Here is a 13,221-nt window from a genome sequence, read left to right on the forward strand (position 1 = left end):
GGCAAGCCGCCTGGGCGTCCGATGCGGGAATAAACCGCCGTCCTCCTTTGTCCCATGGCTGCACCCGCTCGAGCCGGGATCGCCTTTGCGCAACGAGGAGCCGCTACCATGAGAATGAGAACGACGACGCTTGCGACTGCCGCCACCGCCCTTCTGCTCTCCGCCGCCGCGGCCCTCGCCGCGGCCCCCGTCAAGACCGTCAACACCGACAAGGGCGAGGTGCTGGCGGGCGAGAACGGGATGACGCTCTACACCTACAAGGAGGATAGCAAGGACGCCTCGACCTGCTACGATCAATGCGCCGTCAACTGGCCGCCTTTGATGGCGGGCGCAGATGCGATGCCCGGCGACGGCTACAGCCTCGTCGAGCGCAAGGACGGCACGAAGCAGTGGGCAAAGGACGGCATGCCGCTCTATTTCTTCATCAAGGACAAGAAGGAAGGCGATGTCGCCGGCGACGGCGTGAAAGGCGTCTGGGATGCCGCACGGCCCTGAGGACGACGCAGACGGATCGGGGCGCCGGGCAGGCCATGCCCGGCAGGCGCCGGATGAAGGCGCGGCCGGCGCCTTCGAGGATGCCCTGCTGGTGCTGGTCCCCGGCCTCAGGCGCTATTCGCACAGCCTCACCCGCACTGATGCTGACGGCGAGGACCTCCTGCAGGACTGCGTGGAGACGGCGCTTCAACGGCGCGCCCAATGGCGCGGCGTCAACCTGCGCGCCTGGACCTTCACCATCATGACCAATCTCTACCGCAACCGTCATCGCGCGCGCGTCCGATGGCCGACCACGGCAATTGATGAGGCGCAGGAGATCGCCGATACCGACCGCACCGGCGATCCACTGGAACGCACGCGCATCCGAACCGCCCTCGACGCGCTGCACCCCGACATCCGCACCACGCTGATGCTGGTCGTCGTCGAGGGCTACACCTACCAGGAGGCGGCCGGGATCATGCAGATCCCGATCGGCACGGTCATGTCGCGCCTGTCGCGCGCCCGCCACCAGTTGGCCGAGCTGTTGGCAAAGGACAACATCGTCCCCCTCAGGAGACCGAAATGAACGAAGGAAAGGCCACAGTCGGCGAAAACGACCTGCATGCCTATGTCGACGGCCTGCTGGATGACGGCCGCCGCGCCGAGGTCGAGGCTTGGCTCGAGGCCCATCCGCAGGAGGCGGAGCGCGTGGCCGGTTGGTGGAGCCAGAACGAGCGCATCCGCGACGCCTTCGCCGGCGACTACATCGCCCGCATCGACGACCCCGACCTGCTCAGGCCCGACGGCAGTCCGTCCGCCGTCGCCGGACACCGCGCCCGGATCGCACGCATCGGGCTGGCCGCTGCAGCGACACTCCTGATCTTCGCCGCAGGATTCGGCACCGGCCGGATGCTGCCTGCAGGCACCGTGCCCGCAGCCGGGGCCTCCGACACGTCGCTCGCGGCCGAGGCGCGCTCGGCTTTCCTGATCTATACCAGCGAAGTCCGCCATCCTGTCGAGGTGGGAGCGGACCAGCAGGAGCATCTGGCCGCCTGGCTGGGCAAGCGGCTCGACTATCGCCTGCGCGTCCCCGATCTCTCCAGCCTCGGCTACGCCCTCGTCGGCGGCCGGCTGGTTCCGGTCGCGGGAAAGCCCGGCGCACTGCTGATGTACCAGAACCCGGCCGGCCAGCGGCTGACGATGATGATCGGCCGCAACGACGAGAACAGCGAGACGAGCTTCCGCCTCGACGTGCAGGCGCCCTTGCGCACCTTCTACTGGATCGATGGCCCGATCGGCTATGCCGTCACCGGCGAGATCTCCGCCGACGCGCTTCGCGCGGTCGCCGACGAATGCTACCGGCAGATGGAGGAAGCCTGAGGCCGTTCACGCGGGCACGTCAGCGCAGCATCGGCCAGAGGCTCGCCACCAGCAGCAGCGCCATCGTCACGTTGAAGGCGCGCAGCCTCACCGGAACCGACAGCCATTCGCGCAGCACCGAGCCGAAGCCCGCCCAGGTCGAAACGCTCGGAAAATTGACGACGGCGAACGCCACTCCGACGAGAAGCACGTGTAGTTGGCAGGCTCGGTGTAGGTCGCCATGGCTGACACCGCCATCACCCATGCCTTGGGATTGACCCACTGGAAGGCGGCAGCCTCCAGAAACGTCATCGGCCGCGCCCCGGCCTTGCGGTCGCTCAGGCTGTCGGAGGTCGCGATCTTCCAGGCGATCCAGACGAGGTAGGCACCGCCCGTGAACTTCAGGGCCGTGTAGACGAGCGGCACGGATTCCAGCAGCGCCACGAGCCCGAACCCGACGCCGAGAAGCAGCGTCAAGAACCCGGCGCCGATTCCGCACATGTGCGGAATGGTGCGGACGAAGCCAAAATTCACGCCTGAGGCGAACAGCATCATGTTGTTCGGGCCCGGCGTGATGGATGTGGTGAAAGCGAAAACGACGAGCTTCAGGAATATCTCGAACGGCAAGACGCCCTCCGTGGCGCGTGTCATATCCAGCCTTGATAGGCGATGCGCATGGAAGGACCAGCCAATTCTTGTCATACTGTCATTCCTTCACGTGATGAATGCCCCCTTCCCCCGGGAGAACGACATGAGCGCCAAACCGCACAAGATCACCTTTCCCGACGGTCGCAGCGTGCCCGCCCTCGGACAGGGAACGTGGCACATGGGCGAGAGCCACGCCGCCGCGCCGGCCGAGGTCCGCGCCCTGCAGGCCGGCATCGACCTCGGCATGACGCTGGTCGACACCGCCGAGATGTATGCCGACGGCGGTTCGGAGCAGGTGGTCGGCGAGGCGGTCCGCGGCCGGCGCGACGGCGTGTTCCTCGTCAGCAAGGTGCTGCCCTCCAACGCCAGCCGCAGGGGCACCATCGCCGCCTGCGAGGCGAGCCTGAAGCGGCTCGGAACCGAGCGGATCGACCTCTATCTCCTGCACTGGCGTGGTCGCCATCCGCTGGCCGACACCGTCTCGGCCTTCGAGGAACTGAAGGCGGCCGGCAAGATCGCCGCCTGGGGCGTCTCCAACTTCGACGTCGACGACATGGAGGAACTGCTTTCGGTCGAAGGCGGCGGCAACGTCGCCGCCAACCAGGTGCTCTACAACCCCGCCCGCCGCGGCGTCGAGTTCGATCTCCTGCCCTGGAGCGCCCGTCGCGGCATCGCCACCATGGCCTATTCGCCGCTCGACGAGGGCCGCCTCGTCCGCCACCCCGCTCTGTTGCGCATCGCCGGCAGCCACGGCGCCACCGCCGCCCAGGTCGCGCTCGCCTTCGTGCTGGCACGCGACCATGTCATCGCCATCCCGAAGTCGTCCTCGCCGGAACGCGTGGCAGAAAACCGCAAGGCCGCCGACCTGGTGCTGCCCCCCGAGGACATCGCCGCCCTCGACGCCGCCTTCCCGCCGCCGAAGCGAAAGGCGCCGCTTGCGATGATCTGAGCGAGCTTGATGGCGCCGTGCTCGTGTTGCCGGCGCGACAATCGGGCGCCGCGTCCTTCGCTATCGATGCCGCAGCGTCCCAATCTTCTTTCATGGCGCGCAAGGCTGCAGCCGACGGCAAGCCGATGCCGGCGGAATGGCGCAGGCTCTACCGCATCTGGTCCGCCTGCGGCTTCCCCGCCTTCCTCGCAGTGCTCGGCATCATCTGGCTGATGCTGGCAAGGCCAGCCATCAGCCTGTTCTGACGCCCCTCACATCCCCTGCGGGCCGCGGTTCATCGCGGCGATGCCGGTACGGCAGACTTCGATCAGCCCTAGCGGCTTCATGATGGCGATGAACTGGTCGATCTTCGACACCTTGCCGGTGATCTCGAACACGAAGTGCTCGGTGTTGGCGTCGATGACGGAGGCGCGGAAGGCATCGGCCAGCCGCAGCGCCTCGACCCGGTGATCGCCGGTGCCCGACACCTTCACCAGGGCCAGTTCGCGTTCCAGCGGCCGCTCGTGGCCGAGATCCTTGGCGCGCACGGTCAGGTCGACGACCCGGTGCACGGGGACGATCCGTTCGAGCTGCGCCTTGATCTGCTCCATCACGTGCGGCGTGCCGCTCGTGACGATGGTGATGCGCGACAGGTGGGCCTGGTGCTCGGTCTCCGAAACCGTCAGGCTCTCGATATTGTAGCCGCGGCCGGAGAACAGGCCGATGACCCGGGCCAGCACGCCAGGCTCGTTGTCGACGAGGACGGAAAGCGTGTGGCTTTCTGCGACCTGCGTTTCGGCTGCGATGAAATAGGCCGAGCCGGTCGGCTGAAGATGTGCGTTCATGATCGTTGTTCCTTCCCCGTGTCTCAGACCAGTTGGCGGCCCTTGGCGTCGATCGCGTTCGCGACCACCTCGTCCGTCGCCTCGTCCGGCAGCAGCATCTCGTTGTGTGCCTTGCCCGACGGGATCATCGGGAAGCAGTTGGCGAGGTTGGCGACGCGGCAGTCGAAGATGACCGGCTTCTTGACCGAGATCATCTCCTCGATCGCCCCGTCGAGATCGCCGGGCTTTTCGCAGCGCAGGCCGACGGCGCCATAGGCCTCGGCCAGCTTGACGAAATCGGGCATCGCCTCGGTGTAGGAATTCGACAGGCGGTTGCCGTGCAGCAGCTGCTGCCACTGGCGCACCATGCCCATGTACTGGTTGTTGAGGATGAAGATCTTGATCGGCGCGTCGTGCTGGATCGCAGCCGACATCTCCTGGATGCACATCTGGATGGAGGCGTCGCCGGCGATATCGATGACGAGCGCGTCCGGATGGGCGATCTGCACGCCGAGCGCCGCCGGCAGGCCGTAGCCCATCGTGCCGAGGCCGCCCGAGGTCATCCAGCGGTTCGGCTGTTCGAAGCCGAAGAACTGGGCGGCCCACATCTGGTGCTGGCCGACTTCGGTGGTGATGTAGGTGTCGCGATGCTTGGCCAGCTCATAGAGCCGCTGGATCGCATATTGCGGCATGATGACGTCGTCGTGCGGCTTGTACGCCAGCGAATTGCGCGCCCGCCACCTGGCGATCGAGGTCCACCAGTCGGCCAGATGCTCCTTGCCCGCCTGCTTCGAGGTGGCACGCCAGAGCCGGACCATGTCCTCCAGGACCCGGCCGACATCGCCCAGGATCGGAATGTCGACACGGACGTTCTTGTTGATCGAGGACGGATCGATGTCGATGTGGATCTTCTTGGAATTCGGCGAGAACGCATTCAGGCGGCCTGTGATGCGATCGTCGAAGCGCGCACCGATGCAGACCATGACGTCGCAGTCGTGCATCGCCATGTTCGCTTCATAGGTGCCGTGCATGCCGAGCATGCCGAGCCAGCTCTTGCCCGAAGCCGGGTAGGCGCCGAGCCCCATCAGCGTCGAGGTGATCGGAAAACCGGTCAGTTCGACCAGTTCGCGCAGCAGGTGCGAGGCTTCCGGGCCCGAATTGACGACGCCGCCGCCGGAATAGATGACGGGCCGCCGGGCGCCCTGCATCAGCTCAACAGCCTCCTTGATGCGCGCAAGATCCCCCTGGACCTTCGGCTCGTAGGCATGCCGGGTCGACGTGGCCGACGGGGCGACATAGGTGCCGGTGGCGAACTGGATGTCCTTGGGGATATCGACGACGACCGGGCCCGGACGGCCGCTCTGGGCGACGCGGAAGGCCTCGTGAATGACCCGCGCCAGGTCGTTGACGTCCTTGACCAGCCAGTTGTGCTTCGTGCAGGGCCGCGTGATGCCGACGGTGTCGCATTCCTGGAACGCGTCCGATCCGATCAGCGAGGTGGGAACCTGTCCGGTGAGGCAGACGAGCGGAATGGAATCCATCAGCGCATCCTGCAGTGGCGTCACCGCATTGGTAGCGCCCGGACCGGAGGTGACCAGCATGACGCCGACCTTGCCGGTCGAGCGGGCATAGCCCTCGGCGGCATGGCCTGCCCCCTGTTCGTGGCGAACGAGGATGTGCTGGATGTCCTCCTGCTGGAAGATCTCGTCGTAGATCGGCAGGACTGCGCCGCCCGGATAGCCGAAGATGTGTTGGACGCCGTTGTCTCTCAGCGCCTGCAAGACGATCTCGGCACCCGTCATCTGGTTCTCAGTTGCACTCATCGGAATGTTTCCGTCCGTTATTGTGTTTTGAAAGTGTGATTAGCGAAAACGCGGGCATAAAAAAAGGCCCCGTGTGGAGCCTGCTTACCGCGCATGGGAGCTTTCGCCCGGTGGTTACACCACCTTGCCCATGCGCCATCCCACCACAAGAATCTTCGCGACGTTCGAAATCATGGGGCGGAGTGATAACCGCTAATGCGCAAGCCGTCAACCGGTCGTAGCGTCCGCTCGGTTTGTCCCGTTCCGGCACACCGTCGCGGCAACCGTCGATGGTTTCGCCCATCCGGGCATACGGTCGCGAAACGCATTATTAAGCGGCTGCTGTTATTCTTTTAGGTACTGCTGTTATTCCCCCCGGCAAACGGACCCGGAGTGCTTCGATTGCGAAACACCGATTTTCACCACTCGATGGCGGCTGGCGAACAGGAACGGCGCGACGAGGAAGCGCCCGGCAACCGCAATCTCGGCCGCGTTGTCGCCTGCAGCGGATCGCGCGCGACGATCAGCGCCGTTGCCGAGGCCGGTGAGACCGCGCTCACCGAGCTCTGGTCCGTCGGCCGGCTGATCTCCATCTCCGTCGGCGAGAACCGCGTCGTGGCGCTCGTCTATGCGATGGGCACCGACCAGCAGACCTGGTCCATGAGCGGCGACACCGTCTTTCACGTCGAGGTGGAATTGCTGGGCGAGGTCCATATCGGCCCCGACGGCCGCGAGGAATTCTCCGCCGGCATCACCCGCTATCCCTATCTCGGCGCGATCGCCCACCGCATCCGCGCCGCCGACCTCGCCCGCGTCTACGACACCGGGCTGAACGACGTCTGCGTGATCGGCAAGCTGACGCAGGACGAGACGCTCGACGCGACGATCCACGTGCCGTCGATGCTGGCCAAGCATTTCGCCATCGTCGGCACCACCGGCGTCGGCAAGTCGACCGCAGTGACGCTGCTGCTGCACAAGGCGATCCAGGCCGATCCCAAGCTGCGCGTCCTCATCCTCGACCCGCACAACGAATTCGCCGCCGCTTTTCCCGACCACTCCGTCGTCATCGAAACGGATACGCTGGACCTGCCCTTCTGGCTGTTCCGGCTGGATGAGTTCTCGGAAGTCGTCTTCCGCGGCCGCCCGGCCATCCCGGAGGAAATCGACGTCCTGCGCGACCTCATTCCGGAAGCGAAGAAGGCCTTCCGCGGTTCGGGCGAATCGAACCTCATGCGCCGCGGCACGGAAAAGAGCTCGATCACCGCCGACACGCCGGTGCCTTACCGCATGGCCGATCTGCTGGCGCTCGTCGACGAACGCATCGGCCGGCTCGAGGGCCGCACGGAAAAGCCCTACCTTCGCTCGCTGAAGGTCAAGATCATGTCGGCAATCAACGACCCGCGCTACCATTTCATGTTCTCCTCGAACACGATCACCGATACCATCCTCGACACGATCGCGCGGATTTTCCGCATCCCCGGCGAAGGCAAGCCGATCACCACCTTCCAACTGGCCGGCATTCCCTCCGAAGTGGTCAATTCCGTCGCCTCCGTGCTCTGCCGCATGGCCTTCGAGATCGGCCTGTGGAGCAATGGCGGCGTGCACATGCTGGTGGTCTGCGAGGAAGCGCACCGCTACGTGCCTGCTGCGACCGGGCTCGGCTTCCTGCCGACCCGACAGGCGATCGCCCGCATCGCCAAGGAAGGGCGAAAGTACGGCGTCTCGCTCGGCATCATCACCCAGCGCCCGGGCGAGCTCGACCCGACGATCCTGTCACAGTGCTCGACCGTCTTCGCCATGCGCCTCGCCAACGACCAGGACCAGGAGATCATCCGCTCGGCCATCCCCAATTCGTCGTCGTCGACCACGAGCTTCATCTCCTCGATCGGCAACGGCGAAGCAATCGCCTTCGGCGAGGCCGTGACCGTGCCGATGCGCATGAAGTTCACCCGCGTGCAGGAAAACCGCCTGCCGAAGGCGAACGGCATCGCCGTCAAGGCCAGCGACGATACGCCGGACAGCGTCGACCTGCGCTCCATCGTCGGCCGCATGCGCTCCGTCTCCGGGCCGGACATCTCCGCCTTCCAGAATTCCTTCCTGGGCGCGGAGACCGAAATCCCGCAGCGTGAAGCAACGCAGTACGCCGACCCCCATGCGGGAATCGATGACGGCGGGGTCCGCAGCGACCCATCGCCAGCCGCGCGCGAAGCCCCCCTTGAGAGCGAGCCTTACCGGCCGGAAATGCTGCCGCGCGTGCCGGAGGGACCCAACCCCCTGTCCGCGCATGATCGCTTCGAGGCGCTGCGGCGCGAATTGAACGAACAGGCCGGCGACCGGGCCGCACAGGCCCGCCAGCCGCAGCGTCCGGCCTTCGGCGAAGGCGGCGGCGAGATCCGAAAGGAAGGATCGATCAGGGACCAGTTGCTGAAGAAGCCATTGAGCAGCCTGCTGCGGAAGTAGCCTGTCCGCACGGCGGGCGGGGGACAGATCGGCCGCGCCGCTCGTCTGGGAATTGCATCGAGCCTGTGCCTCACGTGCTTGCCTAGCACTTGCTGCCTGCGAGGCCGAACGGCCGCCGGCGGTTCAGGCCGACCATCAATCGAACGTCGTCGAAAGACCGTCGGTCCTGATCCAGCTTTCGTCCATCTGGTTGCGGAACCACGTCATCTGCCGCTTGGCATATTGCCGGGTCGCCGCAGCACCGCGCTTGATTACCTCGGCCTCGCTCATCTCCCCCGCCAGGTGGGCTGCGATTTGCGGCACGCCGATCGCCTTCATCACCGGCATCTCCGGCGGCAGGCCGAGCGCAAGCAGCGCGCGTACCTCTTCGACCGCGCCCGAGCGCAGCATCTGCGCGAAGCGCTTGTCGATGCGCGCGTGCAGCAGGCTGCGCTCCGGCAGGACGACGAGCTTCAGCGCACGGGCGGGATCGACGATCGCCGGCCCCGCCGCCGACTGGAAGTCCCGGATAGAGCGGCCGCTGACATCGAGGACCTCCAGTGCCCGCAGGATGCGCTGCCCGTCGGACGGCCGGATCGCCCCGGCCATATGAGGGTCGCGGCGCGCCAGTTCGCCATGCAGCGCCTGCGATCCCTCTCCTGCCAGCCGCGTTCGCAAGGCTTCGCGGACGTCGGCCGGTATCGGCGGCATGTCCGACAACCCGCCGGTCAACGCCTTGAAATAGAGGCCGGTGCCGCCAACGAAGACCGGCAGCTTTCCCTTCCCGCGCAGATCCTGCGTCACCTCGGCCGCCTGCCGCAGCCAAACCCCGCTGGAGTAGGCCTGCCCGGCCGGCACATGGCCGTAGAGCCGGTGTTCGATGCCGCCCGTCTCCTCCGGCTGCGGCCGTGCGGTCAGGATGTTCAGCGTGTCGTAGACCTGCATGCTGTCGGCGTTGACGACGACGCCGCCATGCGCAACTGCGAGCCGAACCGCGAGAGCGGACTTGCCGCTCGCGGTCGGGCCGGTTATCAGGATTGCGCCAGTCTCAGCTTCAGGAATTCTCGCCATGGCTCTCGTTGCCACGCTTATCGCCAATCCGTCAAATCCGGTCCTTAAAGCAGCACTCGGCGAGAAAGCCGCGGACCTGGTCGGCGCCTCCGGCCTCTACTGGCTCGCCGACGGGATCGCCTGCGATATCGCCCTTCGCGACGGCACCGAAGAGGCGACGGCGCGTATGCATCTGCTCGCCGCCATCGGCACAGCCCCGGTCGACCTCGTCGTCCAGGAGGCCGAAACCCGCCGCAAGAGGCTGCTGATCGCCGACATGGATTCGACCATGATCGGCCAGGAATGCATCGACGAACTGGCCGCCGAAGTCGGCCTGAAGGAAAAGGTCTCCGCCATCACTGCCCGCGCCATGAACGGCGAGATCGCCTTCGAACCGGCGCTGCGCGAACGCGTGGCGCTGCTGAAGGGCCTGCCGCTTTCGGTGGTGGACGACGTCATCGAAAAGCGTATCACGCTCACCCCCGGCGGCCCCGAACTGATCGCCACGATGAAGGCGCACGGCTGCTATACCGCGCTCGTCTCGGGCGGCTTCACCGTCTTTACCGGCCGCATCGCGGCACAGCTTGGCTTCGACGAGAACCGCGCCAACATCCTGCTGGAGGACGGCGGCCGGCTGACCGGCGAAGTCCGCGAACCGATCCTCGGCAGGCAGGCGAAGGTCGACGCCCTGGAGGACATCTCCGCCCGCCTCGGCATTTCCACCGACGAGGCCATGGCCGTCGGCGACGGCGCCAATGACCTCGGCATGCTGCATCGCTCCGGCGCGGGCGTCGCCCTTCATGCCAAGCCGGCGGTCGCGGCCGAAGCAAGTATCCGCATCGACCACGGCGACCTAACCGCACTCCTCTACATCCAGGGCTACCGCAAGACCGACTTCATATCGCCCGCCCGGGCCGGATGAGCCCGGTCATCCTCAGGACGGAACGGTTGACGGTCCGCAATTGGATCGAGACAGACCGCGATCTCTTTCACGAGATCAATTCCGATCCGGAGGTCATGGCCTACTTCCCCTTCCGCCGCAGCCGTGCCCAGTCGGACGCCCTGTTCGACAAGCTCCGGAGCACGATCGGCGAAACCGGCTTCGGTTTTTTCGCGATCGCGCTTGCGGGCGATGACCGGCCGATCGGCTTCTGCGGCCTTGCCCGCACCGATCTCGAACCCGTCCTGCCCGACGGCACCGTCGAGATCGGCTGGCGGTTGGCGCGGCGCCATTGGGGAAAAGGCTACGTGAGCGAGGCCGCAGCCGCGCTGCTCGAACACGGCTTCGAAAGCTGCGGCCTGCAGGAGATCGTCTCTTTCGCGATCAGGGACAACACCCGCTCCACCGCCGTCATGAGCCGCATCGGCATGCGGCCCGACCCCGCGCGCGACTTCGACCACCCACGCGTCCCCGCCAGTCACCCCCACCTCGTCCGCCACGTCTTCTACGCGATCACGCAGGACGATTGGCGGCAGCAACAGTTCCGGGCACGAAGCTGAATCAGCATGCGCCACGGTGAATCATTTTCACCGCACTTCGCCGCAACGGATTGATCCATAAGAGAAATAGCACCCAGACCAAGCTTTGGGGCAAGCTCCGCCGGATGCCGGCGCAAACCGGCATCGCGGAGATTGAGCCATCGTCGGCCTGCTACTCGATGCGGACCGTGACGAAGCGCAACGCGCCGGTCTTGTCGGCGAGCATCAGCAGCGCATTACGGCGATCCTGCGATTTCAGTTCGCCTATGCGCTTGCTCACGTCCTCGGGCGAGGACACGGCCTCCTGGCCGATCTCGACGATCACGTCGCCGGGCTGGACCCGCCGTTCGGCAGCGGCGGATGCGCCGTCAACGGCCGTGACCACCACGCCATTGACCGTGTCGGCGATGGAGAAGGACTTGCGTGCCGCTTCATCCAGCGCGCCGAGCGTCATCCCGAGAACGACGGGGGCTGCCGGCGTCGGCTGCCCGGGTGCTGCCTTGTCGTCCGGCTTCGCGTCCGGGGTGGCGGTGGCCTCGGCGATCTTCTCGCCATCCTCCAGCCGGCCGAGGGTCACCTTGACGGTCATCTCCTTGTCGTCGCGGATCACCACGACGTCGACGGCCTTGCCGACCGGGCTTTCGGCCACGGCGCGCGGCAGGTCGCGCATCTCGACCACGTCCTTGCCGTCGAAACGAATGATCACGTCGCCGGTCTTCAGGACGCCGTTGTCCACCGGCCCGCCCTTGATGATGCCCGCCACCAGCGCGCCCTTCGCATCGGCCATGCCGAGGCTTTCGGCGATCTCGTCGGTTACCGGCTGGATGCGCACTCCGAGCCAGCCGCGGCGGGTCTCGCCGAATTCGCGCAATTGCCCGATCACATTCTGGGCGAGTTCCGTCGGCACCGAGAAGCCGATACCGATCGAGCCGCCCGACGGCGATATGATCGCCGTGTTGATGCCGATCACCTCGCCCTTCATGTTGAACAGCGGCCCGCCGGAATTACCGCGGTTGATCGCGGCATCGGTCTGGATGAAGTTGTCATAAGGCCCGGCATTGATGTTGCGGCCGCGCGCCGAGATGATGCCGACCGTCACCGAGCCGCCAAGGCCGAACGGGTTGCCGATCGCCATCACCCAGTCGCCGATGCGCATCTGCCGGGAATCGCCGAAGGGCACGGCCACGAGCGGCTCCTTGGGCTCGACCTTCAGCAGCGCCAGGTCGGTCTTGCTGTCGACGCCGACCAGCGTGGCCTTCAGCTTCGAGCCGTCGGCGAAATTCGCCTCGATGTCGTCGGCGCCCTCGATCACGTGGTTGTTGGTGACGATGAAGCCGGTCGGGTCGATGACGAAGCCGGAACCGAGCGAATTGACGGTGCGCGGCGCGTTGCCGCCCTCGCCTTCCTGACCCTTGAAGAAGTCGTCGAAGAGGTCCTGGAACGGCGAGCCCTCCGGCACCTGCGGCGCCGGCGCATCGTCATCGGCCTTGACGTTCTGCGAGGTCGAAATGTTGACGACCGCGTCGAGCAGGCGCTCGGCGAGGTCTGCGACGGACTCCGGCCCCTGCGGCGACTGCAGCGGCGCCACCGCCGGCGGCTGGATCGCGCCACCCGGCGGCGGCGGTGCCGGCGTTCCGATCGGAGGCGTCGCCTGCACGGCACCCTGCGGTGCGATCTGCGCCTGTGCATGGGCAGCCGCAAACGGGAGCGCTGTGCCTGCGACGAGCACCGAAAGCGCCGTCGCCAGCACCTGCGTGCCGTAGTGTCGTGACCTGCTGCTCGATGCCATCTGCACTGTCCTTTCGCTTCACTGGGCCGTTAATCATCGCCACGGATGCGGCGGAATTGGGGATATTGGAACCGCCGGACAACGGTCGTCCAGTCGTCGTCCGTTAAATCTTCGTGATCGGCCCGCGATTGAGCCCCGCCTTGGTCCTAGCCCTGATCCTGACCTTGGTCGGACAGATGCGCCGGCAGGGCGGCATCTCGCAATCGCAGCGCCCCGTTATCCACAGGAGCCGCCTGCCCTATCCGCGGATCAGCCAGACCAACCCGACGCCGAGGGCAATGGAAACGAGGCCGAACAGCCGCAGTTGCGCCTCCGGTAGGGTTGGCAGCAGCGCCGCCATCCGCTTCAAGGAAGAAGGGGCCAGTGCGTACACCAGCCCCTCGATCACGAGAAAGAATGCGAACCCCGTCAGGAAATCCGCCATGGTCT

At 66.2% G+C, this 13,221-nt stretch carries 12 protein-coding genes and 2 pseudogenes; 8 read left to right on the forward strand and 6 right to left on the reverse strand.

The features are described from left to right. Positions 1–114: 114 nt before the first annotated feature. The 3 genes from GGQ64_RS02250 to GGQ64_RS02260 are packed head-to-tail and all read left to right on the forward strand — an operon-like array spanning position 115 to position 1,854. Entirely contained in the window at positions 115–495 is a 381-nt protein-coding gene (locus GGQ64_RS02250; protein WP_183799124.1) for a COG4315 family predicted lipoprotein, read from the forward strand. Beyond that, positions 479–1,060 (forward strand): RNA polymerase sigma factor, encoded by a 582-nt coding sequence (locus GGQ64_RS02255; RefSeq protein ID WP_183798406.1) that lies wholly within the window; start codon positions 479–481, stop codon positions 1,058–1,060. The genes GGQ64_RS02250 and GGQ64_RS02255 overlap by 17 nt, the downstream gene beginning before the upstream one ends. Then, positions 1,057–1,854: an anti-sigma factor family protein gene (locus GGQ64_RS02260; protein ID WP_183798408.1), complete on the forward strand. Its 798-nt coding sequence runs from the start codon at positions 1,057–1,059 to the stop codon at positions 1,852–1,854. Before GGQ64_RS02255 ends, GGQ64_RS02260 begins: the two co-directional genes overlap by 4 nt. Positions 1,855–1,873: 19 nt before the next feature. Here GGQ64_RS02260 and GGQ64_RS02265 read toward each other — a convergent pair. Further along, positions 1,874–2,460 (reverse strand): annotated as a pseudogene (locus GGQ64_RS02265) (LysE family translocator). A gap of 124 nt (positions 2,461–2,584) precedes the next feature. Between GGQ64_RS02265 and GGQ64_RS02270 the strand changes: the two are divergent. After that, a complete protein-coding gene (locus GGQ64_RS02270) occupies positions 2,585–3,430 on the forward strand; it encodes an aldo/keto reductase (protein ID WP_183798410.1) in 846 nt (281 codons plus the stop codon). A 92-nt stretch (positions 3,431–3,522) separates the two neighbouring features. After that, positions 3,523–3,675 (forward strand): annotated as a pseudogene (locus tag GGQ64_RS02275) (DUF2269 family protein); the annotation flags it as partial. Positions 3,676–3,681: 6 nt separating this feature from the next. Here the strand turns inward: GGQ64_RS02275 and ilvN are convergent. Together ilvN and GGQ64_RS02285 are read right to left on the reverse strand one after the other, a co-directional pair. After that, positions 3,682–4,254 (reverse strand): acetolactate synthase small subunit, encoded by a 573-nt coding sequence (gene ilvN, locus GGQ64_RS02280; RefSeq protein WP_183798414.1) that lies wholly within the window; start codon positions 4,252–4,254, stop codon positions 3,682–3,684. A gap of 23 nt (positions 4,255–4,277) precedes the next feature. Beyond that, positions 4,278–6,056, reverse strand: a complete 1,779-nt coding sequence (locus GGQ64_RS02285) for an acetolactate synthase 3 large subunit (RefSeq protein ID WP_183798416.1) — start codon at positions 6,054–6,056, stop codon at positions 4,278–4,280. A 408-nt stretch (positions 6,057–6,464) separates the two neighbouring features. Here GGQ64_RS02285 and GGQ64_RS02290 point away from each other — a divergent pair, with 408 nt between their 5' ends. Then, entirely contained in the window at positions 6,465–8,495 is a 2,031-nt protein-coding gene (locus tag GGQ64_RS02290; RefSeq protein ID WP_183799127.1) for an ATP-binding protein, read from the forward strand. Between the two features lie 135 nt (positions 8,496–8,630). Here the strand turns inward: GGQ64_RS02290 and miaA are convergent, their stop codons facing one another. Beyond that, positions 8,631–9,545: a tRNA (adenosine(37)-N6)-dimethylallyltransferase MiaA gene (gene miaA / locus GGQ64_RS02295; RefSeq protein ID WP_183798419.1), complete on the reverse strand. Its 915-nt coding sequence runs from the start codon at positions 9,543–9,545 to the stop codon at positions 8,631–8,633. Here miaA and serB point away from each other — a divergent pair. Both serB and GGQ64_RS02305 read left to right on the forward strand, forming a co-directional pair. Further along, entirely contained in the window at positions 9,544–10,446 is a 903-nt protein-coding gene (serB, locus tag GGQ64_RS02300; RefSeq protein ID WP_183798421.1) for a phosphoserine phosphatase SerB, read from the forward strand. The two genes, miaA and serB, sit on opposite strands and share 2 nt — an antisense overlap. Then, positions 10,443–11,024 (forward strand): GNAT family N-acetyltransferase, encoded by a 582-nt coding sequence (locus tag GGQ64_RS02305; RefSeq protein WP_183798424.1) that lies wholly within the window; start codon positions 10,443–10,445, stop codon positions 11,022–11,024. Before serB ends, GGQ64_RS02305 begins: the two co-directional genes overlap by 4 nt. Before the next feature lie 151 nt (positions 11,025–11,175). Here the strand turns inward: GGQ64_RS02305 and GGQ64_RS02310 are convergent, their stop codons facing one another. Beyond that, the gene (locus GGQ64_RS02310; RefSeq protein WP_183798427.1) at positions 11,176–12,792 is read right to left on the reverse strand and encodes a DegQ family serine endoprotease; all 1,617 of its coding nucleotides are present in this window, start codon (positions 12,790–12,792) and stop codon (positions 11,176–11,178) included. A gap of 238 nt (positions 12,793–13,030) precedes the next feature. After that, entirely contained in the window at positions 13,031–13,216 is a 186-nt protein-coding gene (locus GGQ64_RS02315) for a DUF2065 domain-containing protein (protein WP_183798430.1), read from the reverse strand. Positions 13,217–13,221: the final 5 nt, after the last annotated feature.

This window comes from Mycoplana azooxidifex (genome assembly GCF_014196765.1).
Classification (GTDB): domain Bacteria; phylum Pseudomonadota; class Alphaproteobacteria; order Rhizobiales; family Rhizobiaceae; genus Mycoplana; species Mycoplana azooxidifex.

Bases quoted from the DNA above. Each gene is read 5' to 3' on its own strand.
- GGQ64_RS02250 (WP_183799124.1), top strand. From the start codon at position 115: ATGAGAACGACGACGCTTGCGACTGCCGCCACCGCCCTTCTGCTCTCC.
- GGQ64_RS02255 (WP_183798406.1), top strand. From the start codon at position 479: ATGCCGCACGGCCCTGAGGACGACGCAGACGGATCGGGGCGCCGGGCA.
- GGQ64_RS02260 (WP_183798408.1), top strand. From the start codon at position 1,057: ATGAACGAAGGAAAGGCCACAGTCGGCGAAAACGACCTGCATGCCTAT.
- GGQ64_RS02270 (WP_183798410.1), top strand. From the start codon at position 2,585: ATGAGCGCCAAACCGCACAAGATCACCTTTCCCGACGGTCGCAGCGTG.
- ilvN (WP_183798414.1), bottom strand. From the start codon at position 4,254: ATGAACGCACATCTTCAGCCGACCGGCTCGGCCTATTTCATCGCAGCC.
- GGQ64_RS02285 (WP_183798416.1), bottom strand. From the start codon at position 6,056: ATGAGTGCAACTGAGAACCAGATGACGGGTGCCGAGATCGTCTTGCAG.
- GGQ64_RS02290 (WP_183799127.1), top strand. From the start codon at position 6,465: ATGGCGGCTGGCGAACAGGAACGGCGCGACGAGGAAGCGCCCGGCAAC.
- serB (WP_183798421.1), top strand. From the start codon at position 9,544: ATGGCTCTCGTTGCCACGCTTATCGCCAATCCGTCAAATCCGGTCCTT.
- miaA (WP_183798419.1), bottom strand. From the start codon at position 9,545: ATGGCGAGAATTCCTGAAGCTGAGACTGGCGCAATCCTGATAACCGGC.
- GGQ64_RS02305 (WP_183798424.1), top strand. From the start codon at position 10,443: ATGAGCCCGGTCATCCTCAGGACGGAACGGTTGACGGTCCGCAATTGG.
- GGQ64_RS02310 (WP_183798427.1), bottom strand. From the start codon at position 12,792: ATGGCATCGAGCAGCAGGTCACGACACTACGGCACGCAGGTGCTGGCG.
- GGQ64_RS02315 (WP_183798430.1), bottom strand. From the start codon at position 13,216: ATGGCGGATTTCCTGACGGGGTTCGCATTCTTTCTCGTGATCGAGGGG.